Below are 26,062 nucleotides of genomic sequence, written 5' to 3' on the forward strand. Positions count from 1 at the left end.
CACCATGTTCGAACACGTCGAGCCGTACCCCGGCGACCCCATCCTCGCGCTGGTCGAGACCTTCCACGCCGATCCGCGGCCGCACAAGGTCAACCTGAGCATCGGCATCTACTTCGACGAGGCCGGGCGCATCCCGGTGCTCGAGTCGGTGAAGCGCGCCGAGGCGGCCGTCGTCGCGCGCGGCGGCCCCAAGCCGTACCTGCCGATCGAGGGCGCGGCCAACTTCCGCCGCGCGGTGCAGGAGCTGCTCTTCGGCGCCGACCACGCCGTGCTGCGCGACGGGCGTGTCGCGACGATCCAGTCGGTGGGCTCGAGCGGCGGGCTGAAGGTCGGTGCCGACTTCCTCAGGCGCTGGTTCCCCGACAGCGGCGTGTGGGTCAGCGACCCGACCTGGGACAACCACCGTTCGATGTTCGAGGGCGCCGGCATCGCGGTGCACACGTACCCGTACTACGACGCGGCCACCGGCGGCGTGCGCTTCGACGCGATGTGCGACACCCTGCGCACGCTGCCGCCTTGCAGCGTCGTGCTGCTGCACGCGTGCTGCCACAACCCGACCGGCGTCGACCTCACGCGCGCGCAGTGGGACGCGCTGATCCCGCTGCTGGCCGAGCGGCGGCTGATCGCGTACCTCGACCTCGCGTACCAGGGCTTCGGCGACGGCATCGACGACGACGCCTACGCGGTGCGCGCGCTGGCTGCCGCGGGGCTGAGCTTCTTCGTCGCGAACTCGTTCTCGAAGAGCATGAGCGTGTACGGCGAGCGCGTCGGCGCGCTCAGCGTCGTGTGCCCCGACGCGACGCAGGCCGAGCGCGTGCTCGGGCAGCTGAAGTTCACCGTGCGGCGCAACTACTCGAGCCCGCCGATCCACGGCGGACAGATCGTCGCCGAGGTGCTGACGAACGCCGAGCTGCGCGCACTGTGGACGCGCGAGCTCGGCGCGATGCGCGAGCGCATCGCCGCGATGCGCCGCGCGCTGCACGGCGTCGTCAGCGCCAAGGTGCCGGGGCGCGACTTCGGCTACTTCCTGACGCAGCGCGGCATGTTCAGCTACACCGGGCTGAGCGCCGCGCAGGTCGACCGCCTGCGCGACGAGTTCGCGGTCTACCTCGTGCGCTCGGGGCGCCTGTGCGTGGCCGGGCTCAACGAGGGCAACGTCGAGCGCACGGCGCAGGCGATGGCGACGGTGCTCGCCGGATGAGCGGTGCCGCCGCTCACTTGAGCTTTTCGTAGCTGAACTTCTGGCCGGCGACGACGGCCTCGTACATCAGGCCGCCCTTCGCGACGGTGAAGACCGCCATGCCGCGGTGGTACTTGCCGGCCGTCGTCGCGTCGCGCTGGCCCGCGCTCGCACCGGCCGAGGTCCCGGTGCTGGTGGCCTTCGCGCTGGCGCCGAGCGTGATCGCCACCGCCGACGCCTCGGCGCCGAATTCGAAGTTGCCGCTCGTGAAGCGGCGGAACGCCTCCTCGTCCTCGAAGAAGATGATCTGCCGGTAGGCCTGGCCGCCGAGCTGCAGGCCGAGCGAGACCTGCGTCATCGACGTGTTGCTGACGTGGCGGCCGCGCTCGTAGACGCGCCCGGTGCCGTAGGCCGCACCGACGCCGACGCCGCCCTTGGCGATCGTCGGGAACACGGCGTAGCCATACGCCGTCTTGAAGAACTCCGCGCTCTGGCCGGCGTTGCGGAAGATCTTGATCGTGTCGGCGTACTCGTCGGCCCACGCTGGCGCGGCGGGCAGCCACAGCACGAGCGACAGCAGCAGGAACAGGCGCTTGGACATGGCGGTCTCCTGGCAAGGGCGGGGCATCGTGCGCACCGCGGCTCGACGCGCTGGCGACGCACCCATCGTAGCGCAGCGTCGGGTCGCGCCGACGCCCGCCGGCACTGTGGCAGAGTCGCTGCCGTGCCTGCTGCCTCGACCTTCCCGCTGCACGCGCTGAGCGCACACACGCTCGCCGCGCTGTACCGCCGCGGCGAACTGTCGCCGCTCGACGTCGCGCACGACCTCGTCGCCCATGTCGCGCGCTGCGAGCCGCATCTGCACGCGCTGTGGGCGTTCGACGCCGACGCCGTGCTCGCCGCCGCGCGCGCGAGCGAAGCGCGCTGGGTGCGCGGCGAGCCGCTGTCGGCGCTCGACGGCGTGCCTTGCACGATCAAGGAGAACATCGCCACGCGCGGCACGCCGGTGCCGCTGGGCACTGCCGCCACCGAGCTCGTGCCCGCCGCGGCCGACGCGCCGCCGGCGGCGCGGCTGCGCGAAGCCGGCTGCGTGCTGGTGGCCAAGACGACGATGCCCGACTACGGGATGCTGTCGTCGGGGCTGTCGAGCTTCCACGCGCTCACGCGCAACCCGTGGCACCTCGCGAAGAACCCCGGCGGCTCGTCGGCCGGCGCCGCGGCGGCCGCCGCCGCCGGCTACGGGCCGCTGCACGTGGGCACCGACATCGGCGGCTCGATCCGGCTGCCGGCCGGCTGGTGCGGCGTCGTCGGCTTCAAGCCCAGTCTCGGGCGCGTGCCGATCCACCCGCCGTACTACGGCCGCGTCGCCGGCCCGATCACGCGCCGCGTCGACGACGCCGCGGCGATGATGGCCGTGCTCGCGCGCCCCGATGCGCGCGACAGCACGAGCCTGCCTTTCCAGGCGCTGGACTGGGACGCGCCCGCACGCGAGCCCCGCGGCCTGCGCATCGGGCTGTGGATCGACGCCGGCTGGGGCCTGCCGGTCGCGCCCGAGGTGGCCGCGGTCGTCGAAGCCGCCGCGCGCGCGTTCGAGCGCGCGGGCGCCTTCGTCGAGCCGCTCGCGCCGTTCGCGACGCGCGAGATGGCCGACGGCATCGACCGCTTCTGGCGCATGCGCTTCCACGTCGAGTTCGTGCGGCTGCCGCCCGAGCGGCGCGAGCGCATCCTGCCGTTCATCCGCGAGTGGGTCGCGCCGGCGGCCGGCTTCAGCGCCGAGCAGGTGTTCCACGGCTTCAGCCAGATGGGCGCGCTGCGCGACGCGTGCGTCGCGGCGTGCCATCCGTTCGACGTCGTGCTGTCGCCGGTGAGCCCCGTCGCGTCGTTCGCGGCCGAGGCCGCCGGCCCGACGAACGACCCGCAGCGCCCGTTCGAGCACATCGCGTTCACGCTGCCGTTCAACATGGGCGAGCAGCCGGCCATCGCGCTGCCGGCCGGCGTCACGCCTGACGGGCTGCCGGTGGGCATCCAGATCGCCGGGCGGCGCCACGACGACGTCGGCGTGCTGCGCGTTGCGCGGCTGTGGGAGCAGCTGCGCGGTGCCCTGCCGCCGTGGCCGACGCCCAACGCGTGGTGACGACCCGTTAGAGTCGGGCCCATGCGCGGCACGAGCCCCAGCGACCTGCGCGACCTGCGCGGCCACCCCGTCTCGACGGCGAGCGTCGCCGCGCGCGACGCTGCCGAGCAGGCGCTGTGGCGCATGATGTCGTACTACGACCCGCCGCTGGCGGACCTCGACGCCGCGATCGCCGCCGACCCCGCGTGGGCGCTGCCGCACGCGATGAAGGCCGGCTTCCTGCTCGGCCTGACCGATCCGGCGCGGGTGGCCGAGGCGGCGCAGCACCTGGCGCACGCGCGCGCGCACGAGGCGCACGCGACGCCGCGCGAGCGCGCGCACCTGGCCGCGCTCGCGCATGGCATCGACGGGCGCTGGCACCAGGCCTGCCGCGTGTGGGACGACCTGCTGCTCGAGCATCCGCGCGACGCGCTCGCGCTGCAGTGGGCGCACCTGTGGGACTTCTACCGCGGCGACGCGCTGCACCTGCGCGCGCGCCCGGCGCGTGCGCTGCCCGCATGGGACGAGGCCGACCCGCTGTACCCGCACGTGCTCGCGCTGCACGCGTTCGGCCTCGAGGAGAACCACCTGTACCCGCAGGCCGAGGAGGCCGCGCGGCGCGCACTCGCGCTCGACGCGCGCACGCCGTGGGCCGTGCACGCGGTCGCGCACGTGATGGAGATGCAGGGCCGGCTCGAGGACGGCGCCGCGTGGCTGCGCCAGCACCAGCCCGCGTGGGCCGAGGGCAACGGCTTCGCGGTGCACCTGTGGTGGCACCTCGCGCTGCTGCGGCTCGAGGCGCTCGACACCGCCGGCGTGCTGCGCGTCGTCGACACGCACCTGTCGCGCGACGCGCTGCACACGACGCTGCAGCGCGTCGACGCGGCGGCACTGCTGTGGCGGCTGCACCTGCTCGGCGTCGAGGTCGACGCGCTGTTTCGCGACCTCGTCGACGGCTGGCCGCTCGACGAAGCGCACGCCGGGCACTACGCATTCAACGACTGGCACGTCGTGATCGCGCTCGTCGGCGCCGGCGACCTCGCGCGCGCCGAGCGCTGGCTCGCCGCCTGCGCGGCGCGCGTGCTCGCCGGCGACGAGCCGGCGCGCGCGAACCACGCGATCGCGCGCGACGTCGGCCTGCCGCTGATGCGCGGCGTGCTCGCGTTCGCGCGCGGCGAGCACGACGCCGCCGCGCACGCGATGTGGCCCGCGCGCGCGCTCGCGCAGGGCCTGGATGGCAGCCACGCGCAGCGCGACCTGATCGACCTCACGCTGTTGGCCAACGGCGCTGCGGCGGCGGCCGGAGCGGCACGCACGATCGGCCGCGCGCTGCTGCACGAGCGTGCGCTGGCCAAGCCGCCGACGCCGCTGACGCGCCACTGGGCGCAGCGCCTGGGTGTGGCCGAGCGCGCCCTCGCGCGCAGCGCGTGACGGCGGGCAGCCGCATGAACCGCCACGCCGCGTCCAGCCCCTGGTGGCACGCCGCGCGCGACGCACAGCGCCGCGCCGACGACGCCAGACGCCGCGAGCGCGACGAGCGCGTGCGCTCGCTCGACGAGCGCATCGCCGAGTGCGTGTCGCAGGCGGTGGCTTCGGGCGAGCTGCAGAAGAGCGCCGCGTGGGGCCGCCCGCTGCCCGACGACGGCTACTTCGACGCGCCGCCCGAGCTGCGGCTGGCGTTCAAGGTGCTGCGCAACGCGGGTCAGGTGCCGCCCGAGGTCGAGCTGATGCAGGAACTGCAGCGCTGGCGCGACCAGCTCGCCACGCTGGACACTGCGAGCGCCGACGCGCAGGCGCTGCGTGCACGCATCGCCGAGCGCGAGCTGCTGATCCGCCTGCGCGTCGAGCGGCTGGCGCGCACGCTGACGTTGTGAGAGCGCGCCGCGCTCGCAAGCAGCCGCAGCCCCACGCCGGCAAGGTCATGGGCCTTCGCGCATGCTCGCACCCATGGTCGCGAGCGGGGGGCGGGCTTGAAGGCATTGGTGTGGCTCAAGCGCGACCTGCGCGTGCGCGACCATGCGCCGCTCGCCGCTGCCGCGGCGGCCGACGAGGCACTCGCGCTATACGTGATCGAGCCGGCCTGGCTCGCGAGCCCCGAGTGCCACCCGCGCCACGTCGCATGGACGCTCGCCGCACTGAGCGAACTGCGCGACGCGCTGGCCGTGCGCGGGCTGCCGCTGGTGGTTCGCGCGGGTCCGATCCCCGACGTGTTCGATGCGCTGCGCCGCGAGTTCGCGTTCACGCACCTGTTCAGCCACGAGGAGACCGGCCCCGGCTGGACCTGGGGCCGCGACCGCGCGGTGGCCGCGTGGTGCCGTGCGCGCGGCGTCGCGTGGCAGGAGTTCGCGCAGACCGGTGTGATCCGCCGTCTGCGCAGCCGCGACGGCTGGGCGCAGCGCTGGCAGCAGCGCATGGACGCGCCCGAGGTCGCGATGCCCGCGCGCTGGCGCGGCGCACCGGTCGAGCCCTCGCCGCTGCCCATGCCCGCCGACCTCGGGCTGCCGGCCGTCGATGCGCCGACGGCGGCCGGCGAACGCGCCGCGTGGGCGACGCTCGCGAGCTTCCTCGCCGGCCGCGGCCGCGGCTACCGCCGCCACCTGTCGAGTCCGCTCGCCGCCGCCGACGGCTGCAGCCGGCTGAGCGAGCACCTCGCGTTCGGCACGATCTCGATGCGCTGCGTGCACCAGGCCACCGCGGCGCGCATCGACGCGCTGGCCGCCGGCGACGCCGACGAGAGGCGCTTCGCGCACGACCTGCGCGGCTTCACCGGCCGGCTGCGCTGGCACTGCCACTTCATGCAGAAGCTCGAGGACGAGCCGGCGATCGAGTTCCGCAATTTCGCCCGCGCCTGCGACGGGCTGCGCCCGGGCGACGGCGTGGCGTGGGACGCCGAGGCGCAGCGCCGCTTCGACGCGTGGCGCGAGGGCGCGACCGGCTATCCGATGGTCGACGCCTGCATGCGCTCGCTGAACGCGACCGGATGGCTCAATTTCCGCATGCGCGCGATGCTGGTGTCGTTCGCGTCGTACCACCTGTGGCTGCACTGGCGGCCCACCGGGCTGCACCTGGCGCGCCAGTTCCTCGACTTCGAGGCCGGCATCCACTGGAGCCAGATGCAGATGCAAAGCGGCACCACCGGCATCAACACGCTGCGCATCTACTCGCCGACGAAGCAGGCGCTCGACCACGACGCCGAGGGCACCTTCATCCGCCGCTGGGTGCCCGAACTGCAAGGCGTGCCGACGGCGTGGCTCGCCGAGCCGTGGCGCATGCCCGACGACGTGCAGCGGCGCGCCGGCTGCGTGATCGGGCGCGACTATCCGCCACCGATCGTCGACGACCGCGCGGCCGTCGAGCACGCGAAGCGCCGGCTGTATGCACTGCGTGCCACGCCCGAGGCGCGCGCCGAGGCCGACGCGATCCAGGAGCGCCACGGCAGCCGCAAGAGCGGGCTGCCGCCGACGGTGCGCCCGCGCGGACGCGCCGCGACGCCGCGTGCCGCGGCCCAGCGCGACCTTTTCGACGAGGCCGCGCCGTGACGGCCGCGCGCGGCTTCAAGGGCAACAAGCAGTCGCTGCCGCGCAAGGTCTGCGCGGTGTGCGGGCGCGAGATGGTGTGGCGCAAGGCCTGGGCGAAGAACTGGGACGACGTGACCGTCTGCAGCGACGCGTGCCGGCGGCGCAAAGGCAAGGGCCGCGCCGCGGCGACGGAGGCGGGCGGTGGCTGACGCGACGCGGCTGCGCCACCTCGTGCTCGTGCTCGGCGACCAGCTCGACCGGGGCGCGTCGGCGTTCGACGGCTTCGACGCCGCGCGCGACGCGGTGTGGATGGCCGAGGTCGACGAGGAGTCGACGCACGTGCCGTCGTCGAAGCCGCGCACGGCGATGTTCCTCAGTGCGATGCGCCACTTCGCGCACGAATTGCGCGACGAGGGCCTCGCGCTGCACTACCGCCATCTCGACGACCCGGCGAACCGCCACACGCTGGCCGGCGAGCTCGAGGCCGCAGTGCAGACGCTCAAGCCGCAGCGGCTCGTGATGACCGAGCCTGGCGAGTGGCGCGTGCGCGAGGCGCTCGCCGACGCGGCACAGCGGCTCGGCGTGCCGCTGGAGATCCGCGCCGACCGCCACTTCCTCGCCAGCGTCGACGAGTTCGCCGCGCACGCGAAGGCGCGCAAGGGCCTGCGCATGGAGTTCTTCTACCGCGAGATGCGGCGGCGCCACCGCGTGTTGATGGACGGCGGCGAACCCTGCGGTGGCCAGTGGAACTACGACGCCGACAACCGCGAGGCCTTCGACGCGCGCGGCCCCGGCTTCGTGCCGCCACGCCCAACGTTCGCGCCCGACGCGATCACGCGCGACGTGATCGACCTCGTGAACCGTCGCTTCGCCGACCACCCGGGCTCGCTCGATTCGTTCGCGTGGCCCGTCACGCGCGCGCAGGCGCTGCGTGCACTCGACACGTTCGTCGACGAGCGCCTCGAGTCGTTCGGCCGCTTCCAGGACGCGATGTGGCCCGGCCAGCCGTGGCTGTACCACTCCCATCTTTCGGCGGCGCTGAACCTCAAGCTGCTGCACCCGAGGGAAGTCATCGACCGCGCCGAGGCCGCGTACCGCGACGGCCGCGTGCCGCTCGCGAGCGCCGAGGGCTTCATCCGCCAGATCCTCGGCTGGCGCGAGTACGTGCGCGGCATCTACTGGACGCGCATGCCCGGCTACCTCGCGCTCAACGCGCTCGACGCGCACCAGCCGCTGCCGGCGTTCTACTGGCGCGGCGACGCGCCGATGGCGTGCCTCGCCGACGCGATCGGCTCCACGCTCGCGCACGGCTACGCGCACCACATCCAGCGGCTGATGGTCACCGGGCTGTACGCACTGCTGCTCGGCGTCGCGCCGCAGGACGTGCACGCGTGGTACCTCGCCGTCTACGTCGACGCCGTCGAGTGGGTCGAGCTGCCGAACACGCTGGGCATGAGCCAGTACGGCGACGGCGGCCTGATGGCGAGCAAGCCGTATGCGGCCAGTGGCAAGTACCTCGACCGCATGAGCCCGTACTGCAAGGGCTGCCGCTTCGACCCGGCGAAGGCCATCGGCGACGACGCGTGTCCGTTCACGACGCTGTACTGGGACTTTCTCGCGCGCCACGAGCGGCGCTTCGCGGCCCACCCGCGCATGGCGCTGCAGGTGAAGAACCTCGCGCGCCTGAGCGCCACCGAGCGCGCCGCGATCGCGGCGCGCGCCGAGCACCTGCGGGCGCGCGACGGCACGCCCTGACCGATGGTCCCCGACGACTTCCCGCCCACCCTCGACGCCGCGCGCGCGCGGCTCGCCGCGATCCGCCCCGACGCCTACGCGCGCACGCGCAACCGCCTCGACGGCGCCGTCACGCGGCTGTCGCCGTACCTGACGCACGGCTTCCTGACGCTGCGCGACGTCGCCGCCGTGCTCGCCGAGCGCCACGCGCTGCCCGTGCAGCACAAGCTGGTCTATGAGCTCGGCTGGCGCGCGTACTTCCGCCACGCGTGGCGCCACCTCGGCGACGGCATCTTCGCGTCGCTGCACCCGGGCCCGCTGCCCGACGCGGCCTACGCGCGCGAGCTGCCGGCCGACGTGCGCGAGGCGCGCACCGGCGTGCCGGTCGTCGACGAGGCGGTGCGCACGCTGTACGCCACCGGCTGGCTGCACAACCACGCGCGGCTGTGGCTTGCGTCGTACCTCGTGCACCTGCGCAAGGTGCACTGGAAGGCCGGCGCCGACTGGCTCTACGCGCACCTGCTCGACGGCGACCTCGCGAGCAACCACCTGAGCTGGCAGTGGGTCGCCGGCACCGGCAGCCACAAGCCGTACCTGTTCAACGCCGACAACGTCGCGAAGTACGCGCCGCCGGCCTGGCACTCGCCCGGCAGCGTGCTCGACGCCGGCTACGACGCGCTCGAGCGGCTCGCGGGCTCGCCGCAGCCGGTGCCAGCCACGCCGCGCGCCGATGGCGTGGCCGAGCCGCGCGTGTGGCACGAGCCGCCCGACGACCTCGACCTGTACACCACGCCGAACCGCGCGAGCGTCGCCGGCCGCGACGTCTGGCTCGTGCAGCCGTGGGCGCTGCGCGCGCCGCCGCCCGACCTGCCGGCCGGCACGGTGCGCGTCGCGGTGTGCGAGCAGGGCTTCCACCGCCGCTGGGGCTGGAGCGAGCGCCGCTGGCGCTTCGTCGCCACACGCATGGCGGCCCTCGCCGACCACCTGTGGTGGGTCGGGGCCGACGACTTGCGCGCGACGCTGGCTGCCGCGCGCTCGGTGCGCAGCGCCGCCGACCCGCACCTCGGCGCACTGCTCGACGGCGTCGCCGCACTCGACGCCGAGCCGGCGCTGTTTGCCGAGCCGCCGCGCCGATGTGCGTCGTTCTCGCAGTACTGGGCGCGCGTCAGCCGCGGCGTGAGCCGCCTCGACGAACTGCTGAGCGACGCGGGCTGAGCCGCGCGCTTCGTGCGGCCGGGCTGCGCGGCCGATAAACCCCGTCGGTCCGCATACCCATTGGTTCAAGCAAAAACCACGGGGTCATCTGCGTGCCAAGATCGGCGCATGCACGCGCTGCGCAACCCGAGCCCACCCGCGCCGATGCCCGGCGCCGGGGCGCCTGCGCTGACCGTGCTCCACGACGGCGCGCGCCTGCTGTGCCTGCGCGAGATCGGCGTCTGCCGCGGCCTGCGCGCGACGCGCCCGCTGTGCTTCGCCGACGTCGGCGCCACCGCGCGGCCGCGCCGGTCTTCGGCCGCGTCGGACGCCGCGCGATGACCCCGGTTGCCCTCGTCACCGGCGCGCGCGGCGGCATCGGCCGCGCGCTGCTGCCGCGGCTGTGCGCGCAGGGCTTCGCCGTCGCGGCCGTCGGCCGCGCGGCCGAACCGCTGCACACGCTCGGCGCCGACGCCTGCATCGCCGCCGACACGACGACGCCCGAAGGCGCCGCCGCCGCGATCGAGCAGTGCCGCGCGCAACTCGGCGCGGTGCCGACGCACCTCGCGCACTGTGTCGGCAGCACGCTGATCGCGCCACTGCACCGCACGAAGGCCGAGCAGTACCGCGAGGTGCTGCGCGTCAACCTCGACAGTGCGTTCTTCGTGCTGCAGGCCTGGGCCGACGCGCTGCGCGAGGCCGCGAGGCCGGGTGCGGCGGTGCTGGTGTCGTCGGTCGTCGCGCGCATCGGCGTGGCCAATCACGAGGCGATTGCGGCCGCCAAGGGCGGCGTCGAGGCGCTCGCCCGCAGCGCGGCGGCCACGTACTCGACGCTGGGGCTGCGCGTCAACGTCGTCGCGCCGGGCATGACCGACACGCCGATGACGGCGGGCCTGCTCAAGGTCGCTGCGATGCGCGAAGCCGCCGGCCGCCAGTACCCGCTGGGCGGCGTGCAGACCGCCGATCAGGTGGCCGACGTGATCGCGTGGCTGCTGTCCGACGCGGCCGCGCGCGTGACCGGGCAGGTGATCGCCGTCGACGGCGGGTTCACGCAGGTGCGGCCGCTCGTCAAGTAGCGCCTGCGGTTCAGCGCGCCGCGCGCGGGCGGCCGCGCCCGTCGCGACGCCCGGGGTGCCGGCCGCCGTGCGCGGGGTGGCCCGGGCCGCCGGGGCCTCGGGCGTGGGGCAGCGCCGCCCGCTCGGCGGCCTCGCGCCGCGCGAGCTCGAGCTGCGCCTGCAGCGCGTCGGGCGCGAGGCCCTTCAGCGCAGCGAAGTTGGCGGCCGTCAGCGTCGTGCGCTCGAAGTCGCGCAGCAGCTGTGCACGCGCGCGCCGCGCCTGCGCCTGCTGCGCACGCGCCTCGTGCTCGGCACGTTCGGCCGCGCGGGCGGCCTCGCGTTCGGCGGCACGCTGCGCGGCGTGGCGCTCGCGCCGGCGCGCGAGCTCGTCGAGCGCGGCCTGCCGGTGCTCGGGCGCGATCTCGCCGGCCGGCTCGCCGTCGAGGCCGATGCGCTGCGTGCCGCGCGCCACCGCGTTGAGGTACGCCGTGCTGTTCGTGTAGCGCCGCATGAAGGCCGACAGCACGGCTTTCGAGAACACGCCCGGCGCGCGCGCCTGGATGTCGGCGTGCACGCGCAGCTTCAGCGGCTTCGGCGCACCGGCGAACAGCGCCGGGAACAGCTCGGCGAGCCGCTGGCCGCACTGCGCCGGTGTCATCGACGCGGCGGGCGGCGCTGCGCCGTCGGCCGCCGTCGCGACGGATGTCGTGGCCTCGTGCGGCTCGGGGCTCGCCGCCGGCGGCGTGGACTCGTTCGGCAGGGCGTCGTCGGGGTCGGACATGCGGGGGAGCGGTCGGTCGGGGTGCGCCATGGTACCGACGCCACCGCGCGCCGGCGCCGTGCACGGCGCCGCGGTGCGGCGCGTTATCGTGGCGTCCGTCGCCCCGTGTCCGCCGCCATGCCCGTCACCCGCCGTCGCCTGCTGCTCGCCGCACCGGCCGCGCTCGCGCTGCCGACGCGCGCACCGGCGGCAGCGCTGCGCGTGCCGCCGCTGGCGCTGCAGTCGTGGCGGCTGCCCAACGGGTTGCAGGTGTATGCGCTGCCCGACCCGGCGGCGGCCACCGTCAGCGTGCAGGTCTGGTACCGCGTCGGCGCCAAGGACGACCCGCCGGGGCGCTCGGGCTTCGCGCACCTGTTCGAGCACCTGATGTTCAAGGGCACGCGGCACATGCCCGCCGAGACGATCGACCGCCTGACCGAGGACGTCGGCGGGCAGAACAACGCGTTCACCGTCGACGATGTCACGGTCTATCACAGCGAGGTGCCGGCCAACCACCTCGAGCCGCTGCTGTGGGCCGAGGCCGAGCGCATGGCGCACCTCGAGGTCGACCAGGCCAGCCTCGACAGCGAGCGCCACGTCGTCATCGAGGAGTACCGCGAGCGCGTGCTCGCCGACCCCTACGGCCGCTTCTTCGAGGCGTTGCCTGCGCTCGCGTTCGACGTCCACCCGTACCGCCGCGGCGTGATCGGCCGCATCGACGACCTGCGCGCGGCCACGCTCGACGACGTGCGCGCGTTCCACCGCACCTACTACCGCCCCGACAACGCGGCGCTCGTCGTCGCCGGCGGGTTCGACGTGGCCGAGCTCGCGCGCTGGGTGCAGCGCCACTTCGGGCCGGTCGAGGCGCCGGCCACGCCGATCCCGCGCGTCGCGGTCGTCGAGCCGCCGCGCCGGCGCGACGAGGCGCGGCGCCTTTCTGCGCCGCACGTGCCGCTGCCGGCCGTGGCGCTGGTGTGGCGCGCGCCGGGCGCCGCGCACCGCGACGCCGCCGCGCTGCAGGTCGCGTCGGCGCTGCTGGCCGGCGGCGACTCGTCGCGGCTGCAAGCGGCGCTGGTGCGCGAGCGTCACCTTGCGAATGCGGTCGGCTTCGGTGCCGACCTGCGTGCCGACGCCGGCACGCTGGCCGGCTGGGCGATCGCCGCCGGCGGCGTGCCGCCGGCGCGGCTGCTGGCCGCGCTTGCCGCCGAGACGCTGCGACTGGCCGAGCAGCCGCCGTCGGCGGTGGAACTGGCCAAGGTGCGCGCGCAGCTGACGACGGCCGCACTCGTCGAGCGCGAGACGCCGGCCGGCCGCGCCGAGGCGCTCGGCTGGGCGCTGGTGCTGCGCGGCGACGCGCACGCGGCCGACCGCGCGCTCGACGAGCTGCAGGCCGTCACCGCGGCCGACGTGCAGCGCGTCGCGCGTGAGCACCTGCTGCGTGCGCGTCGCGTTGCGCTGACCTACGTGCAGGGTGCGCCCGCGTGAGCACCGCGCCCGCGGCGGCGGCCGGCGCGCACGGGGGCGCGAGCACTCGCGCGCACGGCCGGCCTGTTGCGTGCCTTCCGCGCGCACGGCACGTGGCGCTCGTGCTGCTCGCTGCCGCGATGGCGCTCGTCGGCGTGCCGAGCGGGCACGCGACAACCACCACCCCGCCGCCGCCTGCCGCTGCGCGGCCGCTCGCGCTGCCGCCACTGCACGAGATCGCGCTCGACAACGGCCTCGCGACGATCGTCGCCGCGCGTCCCGGGCTGCCGCTGGTCACGGTGGCGATCGTGCTGCGCGCCGGCGCCGCATCCGACCCGCCGGGCCGCGCCGGGCTCGCCGCGGCGACGGCGGCGCTGCTCGCGCGCGGCGCGCAGCGCGGCGGGCGGCGCGTCGACGCGGCGGCGCTCGCGCGCGAGGCCGAGGCGCTCGGCGCGAGCCTCGACACCGCGCACGGCTGGCACAGCGTCAGCGTCTCGATGACGGTGGCCACGCCGCAGCTCGACGCCGCGCTCGCGCTGCTGGCCGACGTCGTGCGCCACCCGCTGCTGACGGCCGACGAGCTGGCGCGCTGGCGGCTGCAGGCGCTCGACGAGTTCGACGTCGCGCGGGCCAACCCGGCTGCCGTCGCCGCGCGCGTCGCGCGCCGGCTGCACTGGGGCACTAGCGCCTACGGCGCCGTGACGACGCCGGCGTCGCTGTGGCGGCTCACGCGCGACGACGTCGTCGCGTTCCACCGCCGCGCCGCGCGCCCCGACCGCGCGCTGCTCGTGCTCGCCGGCGACGTGACGCCGGCGCAGGCGCTCGCGCTCGCGCGCCGGCACCTGGGCGACTGGCGGGCGCCGACCCGCGCGGCCGTCGTGGACGACGCGCCTCGCCCGGCCGCGCCGATGGCCGTGCGCGAAGTGTGGGTCGACATGCCCGGCGCCGGGCAGAGCGGCGTCGTCGTCGCGGCGCCTTGGGCCGCGCTCGGCGACGCCGACCTGCGCGTCGCGCAGGTGGCCGCGGCCGTGCTCGGCGGCGGCTACTCGGCGCGGCTGAACCAGCAGGTGCGCATCCGCCGCGGGCTGAGCTACGGCGTGTTCGCCGACGGCGAGGCCTTCGCCGCCGGCGGCTGGTGGAGCGCCAGCGCGCAGACCGACCACGTCACGGCCGCCGAGGTGCTGCGGCTGATCCGCGCGGAGGTCGAGCGCCTGGCGCGCGACGCGCCGCAGCCCGACGAACTGGCCGCGCGCAAGGCGGCGCTGGTGGGCGGCTTCGCGCGCGCGTGGGAGACGACGGCCGGCATCGCCACGCTGCTCGCCGGCCACTGGGCCGCCGGGCGCCCGTGGGGCGCGCTGGCCGCTTACCCCGACGAGATCGCCGCCGTGACGGCCGAGCAGGTGCGCGACTTCGCCGCGCGCCGCTGGCCGACGCAGGCGCTGCGCGCCGTCGTTGCCGGCGACCTCGCGGCCGCCGGCGCCACGGTGCCGCCCCCCGCCGAGCACAGGTGGCGGCTGCCGCACACCGAGCTCAACTTCGACCGCGCGCTGCTCGTCGCCGAGCCGCCCTGACGCGCCGCCGCACAGCCGTTACGCGGCCGTTACTGCCGCGGTGCGAAGGCCACCGGTGGCGGCTTCGACAATGCGGGGATGCCGTTCCCTTCCGCTGTCGACACCGGCCGCGCCGCGCGCCTGGCGCGCTGTCGTGCGCTGGCCGGGCTCGCGGCAACGCTGGTCCTGGGTTCCTGTGGGGGCGGGGGCAGCGACGCGGCCGACACGCCATCGGCGCTGGCGACGGGCGACAGCGCGACCGCGCCGGCACCAGCCCCGAACCCCCCGCCGCCGCCACCACCACCATCACCACCACCGGCCCCTACACCGGCCCCTGCGCCGGCTCCAGCCCCCGCGAGCAGCACCGCCAGCGCCACCTGCGGACTCGCCGACTTCGCGACGCAGGCGCTGCAACGCATCAACGCGCTGCGCGCCGGGGGCGCCAACTGCGGCGGCACTCCCTATGCGCCGGCTGCGGCGCTGACGTGGCAGCCACAACTCGATGCGGCCGCCGCCGGGCACTCGGCCGACATGGCCGCGCGCAACTACTTCAGCCACACGAGCCCCGAAGGCGTCGGCCCCGGCACGCGCATCACCAACGCCGGCTACGTCTGGCGCACCTATGGCGAGAACATCGCCGCCGGCTACGGCAGCGTCGAGGCCGTCGTCGCCGCGTGGACCGCGAGCCCCGGCCACTGCACGAACCTGATGAACCCGAACGTGCAGCACATGGCGCTGGCCTGCGTGCGCGCGACCGGCGGCAGCTACCCCACCTACTGGACGCTGAACCTCGCCGCGCCGCGCTGAACGCGGCGGCGAAGCGCGAGCGGCGCAGCGGGTCGGCCTCGGACATCGGCGCGCGGCTTGCGCCGGGCAGCAGGTGAATGGCAAGGATTGCGGGTGCTTACCGTGTCAACACGGCGCCATGGGGCAGGCGCCGCTGGCCCGACAATGCGCCCATGACCGTCTTCTACTGGGTGATGGGCGTGCTGATCGTCGGCACCTTCGTGCCGTCGGCGCTGTACTTCGTGCTCTACGGCGTCACCGGCGAAGATGCCTGCCTGCGCCGTGCGCGCACGCTGTGGGGCTTCACGCGCGTGTTCTCGCTGCTGGCGTTCAACATCCTCGTCTGGGGCCACGTGGCCGCCGGGCTGTGGAACATCTGGTTCTCCTGACGACGCCGCCACGCGCGCGTTGACCGCGGCTGCGGGACCTGCCGCTGCCGGGGGGGGCGCCGGGACCGCGCGCCACCGGCGGCAGCCGTGCCCCGGGTCGGGCGGGCGCAATGGCTCGTGCCGTGCGATGCCGCGGATACACGTGTATCAGGCGGTGACGCCAGTGAATCCGTCACGGACGACGGGCGCGCCATCCCCCGAACCGGGCAATGCGGGGGCGGGCGCCGGTGTCGAAGATGCGGCCATCGGCATCGACCCGGGAGAACGCGATGAAAGCAGAGGTGACCGCGACGCCCGCGCCCGCACGCGGCGCGTGCGAATCGATCGCGCAGGAGCGCCTGGGCATCCACGTGCCCGACGGCTACGTCGGTCCGCTGCTGCTGTCGGGCACCGGCCGCACCGTCTGGTGGACCGGCCGCGTGGCCATCGGCCTGCGCTACGAGCCGCCGCCGCGCGTCGAGCCGCAGGGGCAGGCGGCGACGTGGGTGCAGCAGATGCTGCTGGCCACGCGCTGACGGCGGCGCGGCAGGCCGCCCTGCCGCGTGCGCGCCGTCACGGCGCGGTCGCCTGCCTGACCGCCCGCTCCCACTGCGCCATCCGCTCGGCCGCGCGCTCGCGCGACAGCGTCGGCTCGAAGCGGCGCTGCGGCTGCCACAGCGCGGCCAGTTCGTCGAGGCTGCGCCACACGCCGGTGGCCAGGCCCGCGAGGTAGGCGGCGCCCAGCGCCGTCGTCTCGGTCACCTGCGGGCGCACCACCGGGATGCCGAGCAGGTCGGCCTGGAACTGCATCAGCAGGTCGTTGACGCTCGCGCCGCCGTCCACGCGCAACTCGCTCACCGGTGCACTGCCGCTGGCGGCGGCGTCGGCGCTCATCGCCTGCAGCAGTGCCGCGCTCTGGTAGGCGATGCTCTCGAGCGCCGCGCGCGCGATGTGCGCCACCGTGCTGCCGCGCGTCAGGCCGGTGATGGTGCCGCGCGCATCCGCATTCCAGTACGGCGCGCCGAGCCCGGTGAAGGCGGGCACGAACATCACGCCGCCGCTGTCGGGCACGCTCGCGGCCAGCGCCTCCACGTCGCGGCTGGATTCGATCGCGTGCAGCCCGTCGCGCAGCCACTGCACGACGGCGCCGCCGACGAACACGCTGCCCTCGAGCGCGTACTGCTTCGCGCTGCCGACCTGCGCCGCCGCGGTGCTCACCAGCCCGTGGCGCGAGCGCTCGAAGCGGCTGCCGGTGTGCATCAGCATGAAGCAGCCGGTGCCGTACGTGTTCTTGGCCATGCCGGGCGCGAAGCAGGCCTGACCGAACAGTGCGGCCTGCTGGTCGCCGGCGATGCCGGCGATCGGCACTGCGGCGCCGAGCAGCGCCGCATCGGTCTCGCCGTAGACGTGGCTGGAGGCGTGCACCCTCGGCAGCACGCTGTCGGGCACGTGGAAGGCGGCCAGCAGCTCGTGGTCCCACACGTGGTGGCGCACGTCGAACAGCATCGTGCGTGCGGCGTTGCTGACGTCGGTGGCGTGCACGCGCCCGCCGGTGAGCTTGAACAGCAGCCAGCTGTCGACGGTGCCGAAGGCCAGTTCGCCGTGCGCGGCGGCGATGCGCGCGCCGCTCACGCGGTCGAGCAGCCAGCGCAGCTTGGTGGCCGAGAAGTACGGGTCGATCACGAGCCCGGTGGCGGCGCGCACGTGCTCGGCCAGCGCCGGCTGCGCGCGCAGCTGCGCGCACAGCGGCTCGGTGCGGCGGTCCTGCCAGACGATGGCGTGCGCCACCGGCTGGCCGGTGCGGCGGTTCCACAGCACGGTGGTCTCGCGCTGGTTGGTGATGCCGATGGCGGTCACGTCGCGCGCCGCGAGCCCGGCCTGGGCCAGCGCCTCGCGCGCGGTGTCGAGCTGCGTGGCCCAGATCTCGTTCGGGTCGTGCTCGACCCAGCCCGGCTGCGGGTAGATCTGCCGCAGCTCGCGCTGCGCCATCGCGACGACGCGCCCGCGCGCGTCGAACACGATGCTGCGCGAACTGGACGTGCCCTGGTCGAGGGCGAGCAGGTGGGTCATCGCGGGGCTCCGGCCACGGGGGCGTGCGCAGGATAGCCGCGGCACGCCCGGGGCGGCATCGCGGCCGACCCGCAGCGACAATGCGCGTCCCATGCCGCACCGCACCGCGCTCGTCACCGGCACCCTGTTCGCGCTCGCGGCGGGGCTGATGTGGGGCCTCGTCTTCGTCGCGCCGGTGCTGCTGGCCGACTACCCGCCGGCGCTGCTGTCGTTCGCGCGCTACCTCGCGTTCGGTCTGATCGCGCTGCCGCTGGCGTGGCTCGATCGCCAGCGCCTGCGCCAGCTCACGCGCGCCGACTGGGTGCAGGCGCTCGAGCTCGCGCTGGTGGGCAACGTCGTCTACTACCTGTTCCTCGCCGGTGCGATCCAGCACGCCGGCGCGCCGCTGCCGACGATGATCATCGGCACGCTGCCGGTGGTCATCGCGGTGAGTTCCAACCTGCGCGACGCGCGCCGTGACGGCCGCCTGCCGTGGGCGCGGCTGGCGCCGTCGCTGCTGGTGATCGCCTCCGGCATCGCGCTCGTCAACCAGGCCGAGCTCGCGCACCTGCGCGACGATCCGGCGGCCGACCTCGGCCGCTACGCGCTGGGCGCCCTGCTGGCCGTGGGCGCGGTGGCGTGCTGGACCTGGTACCCGATCCGCAACGCCGACTGGCTGCGCGCGCACCCTGACCGTTCGCCCACCGTGTGGGCCACGGCGCAGGGCGTGGCCACGCTGCCGCTTGCGGTGGCGGGCTTCGCCGGCTACTGGGGCTGGAGCGCGGCCAGCGGCAGCGCGTTCGCGATGCCGTGGGGACCGCAGCCGCAGCTGTTCGTCGGCCTGATGCTGGCCATCGGGCTGCTCGCGTCGTGGCTCGGCACGCTGTGCTGGAACGCGGCCAGCCAGCGCCTGCCGACGACGCTGACGGGCCAGCTGATCGTCTTCGAGACGCTGTCGGCGCTGGCCTACGCGTTCGCGCTGCGCGGCGCGTGGCCCGACGCGACGACGCTGGCGGGCATCGCGCTGCTGGTGGCCGGCGTCGTGCTCGCGCTGCGCGTGCGGCCGGTGCCGCTGGCGGCCGACGCCCACGCCGCCTGAAGGGGCATCGGCGCCGCCGGCGCGGCGGTTTGACTTCGATCAACGCCGGCGCCGGCGCGGCGGCGAAGATGCGCGCATGGCCCACCGCACGATCCCGATCCACCCCGCCGGCACCGCGCCGACGGTGCTGCCGCCGACGCTGGTCGGCGAGCCGGGGCGCGTGCGCGGCCTGCTCTCGGCTTTGGAGCGCGCCGTGTGCGGCGAAGTCGGCCGCGCGTTGCCCGCCGGGGCGTGGCTGCGCGAGTTGCGCGTCGACGACGACGAGGCCGTCGTCGCGCTGGCGCCGGCCGTGGGGCGGCCCGAAGTAGTGCAGGTCGCGTTCGAGACGCTGCGCCGGCTGCTGCGCGACACCGACATCTACGTCGGCGCGGCGCGGCACTGACGACGGCACAACACTCCCAAGCCCGCGCTGAGTCCCCGCCCGTCGTGCCGTGGCGGCCGGCGCAGACAGGCCGCGCGCCGCGGCCTTCAGCCCAGCGCCTCGTCGACGACCTCGACCCAGTGCTTCACCGGCAGCGGCGTGCCGGTCTGCAGGTGCTGGATGCAGCCGATGTTGGCCGAGACGATGACCTGCGCATCGATCGGGGCCAGCGCCTGCAGCTTGCGGTCGCGCAGCTGGTAGGCCAGTTCGGGCTGCAGCACGCTGTAGGTGCCGGCCGAGCCGCAGCACAAGTGGCTGTCGTTCGGCGCGAGCTGCACGTCGAAACCGAGTGCGCGCAGGTGCGTCTCGACGCCGCCGCGCAGCTTCTGTCCGTGCTGCAGCGTGCACGGCGGGTGGAACGCGAGCCGCTTGACCGGCGCGCCGCGCGCCCCGGCGCCTTCGGCCGCGTGCGCGAGGCGCTCGCGCAGCGCCGGCACCAGGTCGGGCAGCAGTTCGCTGAGGTCCTTCGTCAGCGCGCTGACGAGGCGGGCCTTGTCGGCGTAGTCGGGGTCGTGCGCCAGCGCGTGGCCGTACTCCTTGACGGTGACGCCGCAGCCCGAGGCGTTCATCACGATCGCTTCGACCTCGCCGCGCTGCACCAGCGGCCACCACACGTCGACGTTGCGCCGCATGTCGTCCAGGCCGCCCGCCGTGTCGCCCAGGTGCGTGCGCAGCGCGCCGCAGCAGCCGGCGCCGTCGGCCACCAGCGTCTGGATGCCGGCGGCGTCGAGCACGCGCGCGGTGGCGCTGTTGACGTTGGGCATCATCGCCGGCTGCACGCAGCCCAGCAGCAGCAGCACCTTGCGCGGGTGCTGCCGCGTCGGCCAGCGGTGAGCGCGCGCCGGGGCCTTCGCCGGCACCTTGTTCCTGAGCGCCTGTGGAAGCAGCGGCCGCGCGAGCTGGCCGAGCTTCAGCGCCGGCGCGAACAGCGGCGACGTCAGCCCCTCCTTCAGCAGCCAGCGCACCGCGCGCTCGCCGGCCGGCCGCTCGACGCGCTGCTCGACGATCTGGCGTCCGATGTCGACCAGGTGCCCGTATTGCACGCCGCTCGGGCACGTCGTCTCGCAGTTGCGGCACGTCAGGCAGCGGTCGAGGTGCAGCTGCGTCTTGCGCGTGACCGGCGCGCCTTCGAGCACCTGCTTGATCAGGTAGATGCGCCCGCGCGGGCCGTCGAGCTCGTCGCCGAGCAGCTGGTACGTCGGGCACGTGGCGGTGCAGAAGCCGCAGTGCACGCACTTGCGCAGGATCGCCTCGGCCTCCTGGCCTTCGCGGGTGTGCTTGAACTCGTCGGCAAGCGCGGTTTGCATGGAACCTCGGTGGAACGTCAGAACAGCCGGAACGCCAGCGGCAGCAGCAGCGCGGCGAGCACGACCTGCAGCCCGAGCGCGAGCCCGGCGTAGGCACCGGCGTCGGGGTCGACCTGCAGCGCGCGCGCCGCGCCGAGTCCGTGCGACGCGGTGCCGAGCGCGAAGCCGCGCACCGCGCCCGGCGGTACGCGCAGCGCGTCGAACAGGTACTTCGCGCTGACCGCGCCCGTCATGCCGGTGAGCACCGCGAACGCGGCGGCCAGCGCCGGGATGCCGCCGATCTGCTCGGCGATGCCCATCGCCACCGGCGCCGTGACCGACTTCGGCGCGAGCGACAGCACGACGTCGCGCGGCAGGTCGAGCGCGAGCCCCAGCGCCACCGCGCTCGCCGCCGCGGCGCCGCCGCCGGCCAGCGCGGCGAGCACGATCGGGCCCACGCGCCGGCGCAGCTCGGTGCGGCGCTGCCACAGCGGCCACGCGAGCGCGACGACCGCGGGTCCGAGCAGGAAGTGGATGAACTGCGCGCCCGAGAAGTAGGTCGGGTACGGCGTCGCGGTGGCCCACAGCAGCACGGCGAGCACGACGACGGTGACCAGCACCGGGTTGGCCCACGGCGGCTGGCCCAGCCGCTGCGCGAGCCCCTGCGCGCCGACGTAGACGGTGAGCGTGGCCGTCAGCCCGAACAGCGGCGTCGCCGACAGGTAGACCCACAGCTCGACGAAGCTCTGCACGGCCCGCCCCTCAGACCCGTGCCGGCCCGGGCAGCAGCGCGCGCAGCACGAGCGCCGTCACCGCGAGTCCGACCCACGTCGACAGCACGACGACCACCGCCATGCGCACGCCGAAGCGCGCGATCAGGTCCAGGTGCACGACGACGCCGACGCCCACCGGCACGAACAGCAGCGACAGGTGCGCGAGCAGCGCGTCGGCCGCAGCGGCCACCGGGCGGCGCAGCGCCTCGACGTGCAGCAGCGCCACGAGGATCAGCAGGCCGAGCACCGGCCCCGGCAGCGGCGCGTGCGTCAGCCGCGCGAGCGCCTCGCCGGCCGACTGGCACAGCAGCAGCACCGCGAGGCCCCGCAACGCGTCCATCGGCGATCGCTCAGAGATCCGGGTACAGCCGGCCCGGGTTGAAGACGCGGTCGGGGTCGAACGCGGTCTTCAGCTCGCGGTGGATGCGTGCCAGCGCGGGCGGCAGCGGCGCGAATGCGCCGGCGCGGCGGTCGCCGCCGCGCCACAGCGTCGCGTGGCCGCCGGCGGCCGCCGCGGCGTCGCGGATGCGCTGCGGCGCCTCGTCGCTCACCAGCCAGCGCTGCGCGCCGCCCCACTCGACGAGCACGTCACCGGCGAGCGCCAGCGGCGGTGTCGTCGGCGGCAACGACAGGCGCCACAGCGCGGCGCCGGCAGCGACCCTCGCGTGCGCGGCGGTGAAGAACTCGTCGCGCTGGTCGCGCAGTCCGTCCCAGAACGCAGCGGCGAGGGCGTCGTCGACGCGTTCGCCGCCGAGCTGCGCGCACGCCGCGTCGACCGCGGCACGCGCACCGGCCAGCCGCACCGCGAGCGTGCCCTGCCACCACGCGCTGGCGTTGAGCGGCAGCGGCTGGCCGCCCCACGCATTGAGCTCGCGGATGGCCTGCGCCTGGTCCATCTCGAAGCGCAGCGTCGCGCGCGCCACCGGCGCCGGCAGCACCTTCAGCGACACCTCGCAGATCACGCCGAGGATCCCGAGCGAGCCGGCGAGCAGCCGCGCCACGTCGTAGCCGGCGACGTTCTTCATCACCTGGCCGCCGAAGCTCAGGACTTCGGCCTTGCCGTTGAGCATCGTCGCGCCGAGCACGTAGTCGCGCACGCCGCCCACCGCCGCGCGCGCCGGGCCGGCCAGGCCCGCGGCGACCATGCCGCCGACGGTGCCGGCGTCGTCGAGGCGCGGCGGCTCGAACGGCAGGCACTGGCCCTGCGCGGCCAGCACCGCCTCGAGCTCGGCCAGCGGCGTGCCGGCGCGCACCGTGACGACGAGCTCGCTCGGCTCGTAGCGGCTGATGCCGGTGAGCTCGCGCACGTCCAGCGGCTCGCCGACGGGCTCACCACCGTAGAACGCCTTCGTGCCCCCACCGCGGATCTCGAGCGCCGTGCGACCCGCGCGCGCCGCCTGCACCCGCTCGACGAGCCGTGCCAGAGCCGGGTCCATTCAGGCCTCCTGCGCGTGCTGCGACGCGGCCGTCGCGGTATGCCGGGCCGATCCAGCGGCCGCCGCGGATCCGGCTTCGCCGCTGCGCTGGCGGCGCCCCCGTGGGGGGAAGGCGCCGAAGGCGCTTCGGGGGGGTGCCATCAAAACCTCTCCAGTTCGGGGAAGGGCAGCAGGCCCTTGCGCACGTGCATCTTTCCGTACTCGGCGCAGCGCGCGAGCGTCGGAATCACCTTGCCCGGGTTCAGCAGCCCGGCGGGGTCGAACGCGCGCTTGAGCGCGAGCATCTGCTCGCGCTCCTCGGGGCTGAACTGCACGCACATCGAGTTGAGCTTCTCGACGCCGACGCCGTGCTCGCCGGTCACGGTGCCGCCCAGGCGCACGCTGGTCTCGAGGATGTCGGCGCCGAACAGTTCGGCGCGGCGCAGCTGGTCGGGGTCGTTGGCGTCGAACAGGATCAGCGGGTGCAGGTTGCCGTCGCCGGCGTGGAACACGTTGCAGCAGCGCAGCCCGTACTTCGTTTCCATCTCGGCGATCGCGAGCAGGATGTCGGCGAGCTTCTTGCGCGGGATCGTGCTGTCCATGCACATGTAGTCGGGGCTGATGCGCCCGCTGGCCGGGAACGCGTTCTTGCGCCCGCTCCAGAACGTGAGCCGTTCCTGTTCGCTGCGACTGACCTGCAGCCGCGTCGCGCCGGCGGCCGACAGCACGGCCTGCATGCGCTCGATCTCCTCGGCCACCTCCTCGGGCGTGCCGTCGCTCTCGCACAGCAGGATCGCCGCCGCGTCGAGGTCGTAGCCGGCGTGGACGAAGTCCTCGACGGCGGCCGTCATCGGCTTGTCCATCATCTCGAGGCCGGCCGGGATGATGCCGGCGGCGATCACGGCGGCCACCGCGTCGCCGGCCTTGCGCACGTCGTCGAAGCTGGCCATGATGCAGCGCGCCAGCCGCGGCTTGGGTACCAGCCTGACGACGACCTCGGTCGTCACCGCGAGCATCCCCTCGCTGCCGACGACGGCGGCCAGCAGGTCCAGCCCCGGCGCGTCGAGCGCCTCGCTGCCGAACGTGACCGGCTCGCCGTCGACGGTGAAGCCGCGCACCTGCAGCACGTTGTGCACCGTCAGCCCGTACTTCAGGCAGTGCACGCCGCCCGAGTTCTCGGCGACGTTGCCGCCGATCGTGCACGCGATCTGGCTCGACGGGTCGGGCGCGTAATACAGGCCGTACGGCGCGGCGGCCTCGCTGATCGCGAGGTTGCGCACGCCGCACTGCACGGTCGCGGTGCGGCTGACGGGATCGACCTTCAGGATCTTGTTGAACTTGGCCAGGCTCAGCGTCACGCCGAGCGCGTGCGGCATCGCGCCGCCCGACAGCCCGGTGCCCGCGCCGCGCGCGACGACCGGCACCTGCAGCCGGTGGCAGGCCTTCAGCACCGCGGCGACCTGCGCCTCGGTCTCGGGCAGCGCGACGGCCAGCGGGCGCTCGCGGTAGGCGGTGAGGCCGTCGCACTCGTACGGCACCGTGTCTTCGGCGTGCCACAGCAGCGCGTGCGCCGGCAGCACGCGCTGCAGCGCGGCGACGACCTCGGCCTGGCGCGCGGCGCGTTCGGCGCCGGCGAGCGGGGCAGCGGGTTCGGGAGCGTTCATCGCGGGGTCCTCGGGCGCGGGCCACCCGCCTCACGGCGGCACGGCGGGGTGCGGCAATGTAGCGTGGCCGGCGCCGCTGCCGGCCGCGGCCCGCGCCGGCGTGCGGTCAAAACGCCTTTGCGCCGGCCGCTGCAATGGCCGGGTGTCCGCGCACAGCCGACTGAACGGCGGGCGCGCGGTCAGTGCCCGACGAAGACCGTCAGCACGCCGGTGTAGCCGTACAGGTGGCGATGGCCGATCTCGCCGCCGGCGAAGAAGCCGGCCAGCGGCACGTCGCCGAGCGCGTGGCGCACGATCTGCAGCTCGGCCGACGGCCCGCCGAAGTGCGGCCCGCCGCGCCCGGCGCAGCTGACGTAGATCGCGCCGCGGATGCGCGCTGCCGCATCGAACGGGGTCGCGGTGTGGGGCGGGTGCACGGCGGCCACCGGCTGCGTCGCGTCGGCGCCGAGCTCTTCGCGGATCTCGGCGCAGATGCGCACGAGGTCGCGCCGTGCGGCGTCGGCGTCACGCTGGCAGAACGCGAGCTGCATGCCCGGCTCGACGACGTCGGCCACCGCGATCGCGCGCTCGGCGGGGTCGATGCCCACCAGGTGACGCACGCGCGTGTCGACGCCGAACGGGCTGGCACGCGCGAGCCCCGGCACGTCGCCATCGCTCAGGCCGACGAGCGTCGTGCGGATGCGCGCCAGCGCGCTGCGCGGGCGCTGCGGGTCGGCGCCGAGGTCGCGCAGCAGGCAGTCGAGCGCGGGCTCGCCGTCGAGCGTGCGCACGACGTGGCGCTCGGCGGCCGTCACACGCCGCGCCGGTGCCACCGGCTGGCAGCCCTGCGTGACGCGCGACACCAGCGCGACGTCGCGCGTGAACGCAACGCCCGACAGCCCGCCGCGCCACGCGCCGTCGGCGAAATGCACGACGGCGCCGCGCGACGACGCGAGCCCGCCGAACAGGTAGCCCGAGCCGGTGCGCGCGGCGAGCTCGGCGATCAGCTCGGCGAGGTCGGGCGTCGTGCCGTCGGCGTGCACGAGCGCGGTGTGCGCGTCGAAGCGGCCCAGCGGCTGCGCGCCCGAGAACACGCGAAAGCGCTCGCGCGGCAGCGCGGCGAGCATCAGCACCAGCGCCGGCTCGTCGATGTACTCGACGCCGCTGGCGGCCACGCCGACGCCCACCGCGCCGACCCATGCGACGCCGGGCCAGCGCCGGCGCAGCGCGTCGAGCAGCGCGCCGGCGTCGCCGGCGTAATGGTCGGTGACGTAGACGAAGCCCAGCGTCGGCGCGGCGGCGGCATCGCCGCCGCCACCGCGGCGGTGCCGGTCGAGTGGGGCGTCGCGCTGGGCGTCGAGCTGCGCCGCTGCGAGCGACAGCGCGATGCGCCAGTCGGGGTGGGTCGCGTGCGCGTGCAGGAAGGGCAAGGTCATCGCAAGCGGCGGGCGGGGCCCACGGCGGGGATCGAGGCGTGGATCACGGCCGGCAGCGCAGCGAACAGCGGTGCGCGCGCGTCAGCGCGCGCTCGGCGGGGTCCTTGCGCGTCGTCTTGCGGCCTGCCGCGCCCTTGGCCGGCGCGTTCGCAGCCGCCGCACGCCTGCGCCGCGCGGCCGGCGTCGGCGCTGCCGGCGCGCCGGCGGCATCGGCGCCG

26 protein-coding genes are annotated in these 26,062 nt (G+C 75.2%); 17 read left to right on the forward strand and 9 right to left on the reverse strand.

The features are described 5' to 3' along the window. Positions 1 to 4 precede the first annotated feature (4 nt). Complete coding sequence (locus MOJ79_RS07620; RefSeq protein WP_241923600.1) at positions 5 to 1,201, forward strand: amino acid aminotransferase; 1,197 nt, start codon at positions 5 to 7, stop codon at positions 1,199 to 1,201. Positions 1,202 to 1,214: 13 nt separating this feature from the next. Here MOJ79_RS07620 and MOJ79_RS07625 read toward each other — a convergent pair whose 3' ends face one another. Continuing rightward, positions 1,215 to 1,781 carry a YSC84-related protein gene (locus MOJ79_RS07625; protein WP_241923601.1) on the reverse strand — a complete coding sequence of 189 codons (567 nt, stop codon included), beginning with the start codon at positions 1,779 to 1,781 and terminating at the stop codon, positions 1,215 to 1,217. 123 nt (positions 1,782 to 1,904) lie between these two features. Here MOJ79_RS07625 and MOJ79_RS07630 point away from each other — a divergent pair, with 123 nt between their 5' ends. The 9 genes from MOJ79_RS07630 (at position 1,905) to MOJ79_RS07670 (ending at position 10,815) form a co-directional block, all read left to right on the forward strand. After that, positions 1,905 to 3,314, forward strand: coding sequence for an amidase (locus MOJ79_RS07630; protein WP_241923602.1), 1,410 nt, complete (start codon positions 1,905 to 1,907; stop codon positions 3,312 to 3,314). A gap of 21 nt (positions 3,315 to 3,335) precedes the next feature. Further along, entirely contained in the window at positions 3,336 to 4,724 is a 1,389-nt protein-coding gene (locus MOJ79_RS07635; RefSeq protein WP_241923603.1) for a tetratricopeptide repeat protein, read from the forward strand. 14 nt (positions 4,725 to 4,738) lie between these two features. Beyond that, positions 4,739 to 5,167 carry a J-domain-containing protein gene (locus MOJ79_RS07640; RefSeq protein ID WP_241923604.1) on the forward strand — a complete coding sequence of 143 codons (429 nt, stop codon included), beginning with the start codon at positions 4,739 to 4,741 and terminating at the stop codon, positions 5,165 to 5,167. Positions 5,168 to 5,263: 96 nt separating this feature from the next. Continuing rightward, entirely contained in the window at positions 5,264 to 6,832 is a 1,569-nt protein-coding gene (locus tag MOJ79_RS07645) for a cryptochrome/deoxyribodipyrimidine photo-lyase family protein (RefSeq protein WP_241923605.1), read from the forward strand. Then, on the forward strand, positions 6,829 to 7,020 hold the full coding sequence (locus tag MOJ79_RS07650; protein WP_241923606.1) for a DUF2256 domain-containing protein: 192 nt from the start codon (positions 6,829 to 6,831) through the stop codon (positions 7,018 to 7,020). The genes MOJ79_RS07645 and MOJ79_RS07650 overlap by 4 nt, the downstream gene beginning before the upstream one ends. Further along, complete coding sequence (locus tag MOJ79_RS07655; RefSeq protein ID WP_241923607.1) at positions 7,013 to 8,566, forward strand: cryptochrome/photolyase family protein; 1,554 nt, start codon at positions 7,013 to 7,015, stop codon at positions 8,564 to 8,566. Before MOJ79_RS07650 ends, MOJ79_RS07655 begins: the two co-directional genes overlap by 8 nt. 3 nt (positions 8,567 to 8,569) lie before the next feature. Further along, a complete protein-coding gene (locus MOJ79_RS07660) occupies positions 8,570 to 9,760 on the forward strand; it encodes an FAD-binding domain-containing protein (RefSeq protein ID WP_241923608.1) in 1,191 nt (396 codons plus the stop codon). 108 nt (positions 9,761 to 9,868) lie between these two features. Then, positions 9,869 to 10,081, forward strand: a complete 213-nt coding sequence (locus tag MOJ79_RS07665; protein WP_241923609.1) for a hypothetical protein — start codon at positions 9,869 to 9,871, stop codon at positions 10,079 to 10,081. Continuing rightward, complete coding sequence (locus MOJ79_RS07670; protein ID WP_241923610.1) at positions 10,078 to 10,815, forward strand: SDR family NAD(P)-dependent oxidoreductase; 738 nt, start codon at positions 10,078 to 10,080, stop codon at positions 10,813 to 10,815. Before MOJ79_RS07665 ends, MOJ79_RS07670 begins: the two co-directional genes overlap by 4 nt. A gap of 10 nt (positions 10,816 to 10,825) precedes the next feature. On the opposite strand, the gene MOJ79_RS07675 is transcribed toward MOJ79_RS07670, so the two are convergent. Then, complete coding sequence (locus MOJ79_RS07675; RefSeq protein ID WP_241923611.1) at positions 10,826 to 11,575, reverse strand: ProQ/FINO family protein; 750 nt, start codon at positions 11,573 to 11,575, stop codon at positions 10,826 to 10,828. A 117-nt stretch (positions 11,576 to 11,692) separates the two neighbouring features. Between MOJ79_RS07675 and MOJ79_RS07680 the strand changes: the two genes are divergently transcribed. The 5 genes from MOJ79_RS07680 (at position 11,693) to MOJ79_RS07700 (ending at position 16,258) form a co-directional block, all read left to right on the forward strand. Beyond that, the gene (locus MOJ79_RS07680) at positions 11,693 to 13,039 is read left to right on the forward strand and encodes a M16 family metallopeptidase (RefSeq protein ID WP_241923612.1); all 1,347 of its coding nucleotides are present in this window, start codon (positions 11,693 to 11,695) and stop codon (positions 13,037 to 13,039) included. Between the two features lie 101 nt (positions 13,040 to 13,140). Beyond that, complete coding sequence (locus MOJ79_RS07685) at positions 13,141 to 14,589, forward strand: M16 family metallopeptidase (RefSeq protein ID WP_241923613.1); 1,449 nt, start codon at positions 13,141 to 13,143, stop codon at positions 14,587 to 14,589. A gap of 78 nt (positions 14,590 to 14,667) precedes the next feature. Further along, positions 14,668 to 15,375, forward strand: coding sequence for a CAP domain-containing protein (locus MOJ79_RS07690; protein ID WP_241923614.1), 708 nt, complete (start codon positions 14,668 to 14,670; stop codon positions 15,373 to 15,375). Between the two features lie 152 nt (positions 15,376 to 15,527). After that, positions 15,528 to 15,743, forward strand: coding sequence for a hypothetical protein (locus MOJ79_RS07695; protein WP_241923615.1), 216 nt, complete (start codon positions 15,528 to 15,530; stop codon positions 15,741 to 15,743). Between the two features lie 269 nt (positions 15,744 to 16,012). Then, positions 16,013 to 16,258, forward strand: a complete 246-nt coding sequence (locus MOJ79_RS07700; RefSeq protein WP_241923616.1) for a hypothetical protein — start codon at positions 16,013 to 16,015, stop codon at positions 16,256 to 16,258. 37 nt (positions 16,259 to 16,295) lie between these two features. Here MOJ79_RS07700 and glpK read toward each other — a convergent pair whose 3' ends face one another. After that, positions 16,296 to 17,792: a glycerol kinase GlpK gene (glpK, locus tag MOJ79_RS07705; protein WP_241923617.1), complete on the reverse strand. Its 1,497-nt coding sequence runs from the start codon at positions 17,790 to 17,792 to the stop codon at positions 16,296 to 16,298. A gap of 91 nt (positions 17,793 to 17,883) precedes the next feature. Between glpK and MOJ79_RS07710 the strand changes: the two genes are divergently transcribed. Both MOJ79_RS07710 and MOJ79_RS07715 read left to right on the forward strand, forming a co-directional pair. Continuing rightward, positions 17,884 to 18,870, forward strand: coding sequence for a DMT family transporter (locus MOJ79_RS07710; RefSeq protein WP_241923618.1), 987 nt, complete (start codon positions 17,884 to 17,886; stop codon positions 18,868 to 18,870). 76 nt (positions 18,871 to 18,946) lie between these two features. Next, a complete protein-coding gene (locus tag MOJ79_RS07715; RefSeq protein ID WP_241923619.1) occupies positions 18,947 to 19,252 on the forward strand; it encodes a hypothetical protein in 306 nt (101 codons plus the stop codon). Between the two features lie 86 nt (positions 19,253 to 19,338). Here the strand turns inward: MOJ79_RS07715 and glcF are convergent, their stop codons facing one another. The 6 genes from glcF to MOJ79_RS07745 all read right to left on the reverse strand — a co-directional run bounded on the left by glcF (position 19,339) and on the right by MOJ79_RS07745 (position 25,844). Further along, complete coding sequence (gene glcF, locus MOJ79_RS07720; RefSeq protein ID WP_241923620.1) at positions 19,339 to 20,598, reverse strand: glycolate oxidase subunit GlcF; 1,260 nt, start codon at positions 20,596 to 20,598, stop codon at positions 19,339 to 19,341. Positions 20,599 to 20,615: 17 nt separating this feature from the next. Then, positions 20,616 to 21,329: an LrgB family protein gene (locus tag MOJ79_RS07725; RefSeq protein WP_241923621.1), complete on the reverse strand. Its 714-nt coding sequence runs from the start codon at positions 21,327 to 21,329 to the stop codon at positions 20,616 to 20,618. A gap of 10 nt (positions 21,330 to 21,339) precedes the next feature. Then, positions 21,340 to 21,690: a CidA/LrgA family protein gene (locus tag MOJ79_RS07730; RefSeq protein ID WP_241923622.1), complete on the reverse strand. Its 351-nt coding sequence runs from the start codon at positions 21,688 to 21,690 to the stop codon at positions 21,340 to 21,342. A gap of 10 nt (positions 21,691 to 21,700) precedes the next feature. After that, positions 21,701 to 22,786: a glycolate oxidase subunit GlcE gene (gene glcE, locus MOJ79_RS07735; protein WP_241923623.1), complete on the reverse strand. Its 1,086-nt coding sequence runs from the start codon at positions 22,784 to 22,786 to the stop codon at positions 21,701 to 21,703. A gap of 140 nt (positions 22,787 to 22,926) precedes the next feature. Continuing rightward, positions 22,927 to 24,429, reverse strand: coding sequence for an FAD-linked oxidase C-terminal domain-containing protein (locus tag MOJ79_RS07740; protein ID WP_241923624.1), 1,503 nt, complete (start codon positions 24,427 to 24,429; stop codon positions 22,927 to 22,929). A 179-nt stretch (positions 24,430 to 24,608) separates the two neighbouring features. Continuing rightward, positions 24,609 to 25,844: an FIST signal transduction protein gene (locus MOJ79_RS07745; RefSeq protein ID WP_241923625.1), complete on the reverse strand. Its 1,236-nt coding sequence runs from the start codon at positions 25,842 to 25,844 to the stop codon at positions 24,609 to 24,611. Positions 25,845 to 26,062: the final 218 nt, after the last annotated feature.

Origin of the sequence: Calidifontimicrobium sp. SYSU G02091 (genome assembly GCF_022631395.1) — a bacterium.
In the GTDB taxonomy this organism is placed as follows: domain Bacteria; phylum Pseudomonadota; class Gammaproteobacteria; order Burkholderiales; family Burkholderiaceae_C; genus Calidifontimicrobium; species Calidifontimicrobium sediminis.

Bases quoted from the DNA above. Each gene is read 5' to 3' on its own strand.
- MOJ79_RS07620 (WP_241923600.1), top strand. From the start codon at position 5: ATGTTCGAACACGTCGAGCCGTACCCCGGCGACCCCATCCTCGCGCTG.
- MOJ79_RS07625 (WP_241923601.1), bottom strand. From the start codon at position 1,781: ATGTCCAAGCGCCTGTTCCTGCTGCTGTCGCTCGTGCTGTGGCTGCCC.
- MOJ79_RS07635 (WP_241923603.1), top strand. From the start codon at position 3,336: ATGCGCGGCACGAGCCCCAGCGACCTGCGCGACCTGCGCGGCCACCCC.
- MOJ79_RS07640 (WP_241923604.1), top strand. From the start codon at position 4,739: ATGAACCGCCACGCCGCGTCCAGCCCCTGGTGGCACGCCGCGCGCGAC.
- MOJ79_RS07660 (WP_241923608.1), top strand. From the start codon at position 8,570: ATGGTCCCCGACGACTTCCCGCCCACCCTCGACGCCGCGCGCGCGCGG.
- MOJ79_RS07665 (WP_241923609.1), top strand. From the start codon at position 9,869: ATGCACGCGCTGCGCAACCCGAGCCCACCCGCGCCGATGCCCGGCGCC.
- MOJ79_RS07670 (WP_241923610.1), top strand. From the start codon at position 10,078: ATGACCCCGGTTGCCCTCGTCACCGGCGCGCGCGGCGGCATCGGCCGC.
- MOJ79_RS07675 (WP_241923611.1), bottom strand. From the start codon at position 11,575: ATGTCCGACCCCGACGACGCCCTGCCGAACGAGTCCACGCCGCCGGCG.
- MOJ79_RS07680 (WP_241923612.1), top strand. From the start codon at position 11,693: ATGCCCGTCACCCGCCGTCGCCTGCTGCTCGCCGCACCGGCCGCGCTC.
- MOJ79_RS07690 (WP_241923614.1), top strand. From the start codon at position 14,668: ATGCCGTTCCCTTCCGCTGTCGACACCGGCCGCGCCGCGCGCCTGGCG.
- MOJ79_RS07695 (WP_241923615.1), top strand. From the start codon at position 15,528: ATGACCGTCTTCTACTGGGTGATGGGCGTGCTGATCGTCGGCACCTTC.
- MOJ79_RS07700 (WP_241923616.1), top strand. From the start codon at position 16,013: ATGAAAGCAGAGGTGACCGCGACGCCCGCGCCCGCACGCGGCGCGTGC.
- glpK (WP_241923617.1), bottom strand. From the start codon at position 17,792: ATGACCCACCTGCTCGCCCTCGACCAGGGCACGTCCAGTTCGCGCAGC.
- MOJ79_RS07710 (WP_241923618.1), top strand. From the start codon at position 17,884: ATGCCGCACCGCACCGCGCTCGTCACCGGCACCCTGTTCGCGCTCGCG.
- MOJ79_RS07715 (WP_241923619.1), top strand. From the start codon at position 18,947: ATGGCCCACCGCACGATCCCGATCCACCCCGCCGGCACCGCGCCGACG.
- glcF (WP_241923620.1), bottom strand. From the start codon at position 20,598: ATGCAAACCGCGCTTGCCGACGAGTTCAAGCACACCCGCGAAGGCCAG.
- MOJ79_RS07730 (WP_241923622.1), bottom strand. From the start codon at position 21,690: ATGGACGCGTTGCGGGGCCTCGCGGTGCTGCTGCTGTGCCAGTCGGCC.
- glcE (WP_241923623.1), bottom strand. From the start codon at position 22,786: ATGGACCCGGCTCTGGCACGGCTCGTCGAGCGGGTGCAGGCGGCGCGC.
- MOJ79_RS07740 (WP_241923624.1), bottom strand. From the start codon at position 24,429: ATGAACGCTCCCGAACCCGCTGCCCCGCTCGCCGGCGCCGAACGCGCC.
- MOJ79_RS07745 (WP_241923625.1), bottom strand. From the start codon at position 25,844: ATGACCTTGCCCTTCCTGCACGCGCACGCGACCCACCCCGACTGGCGC.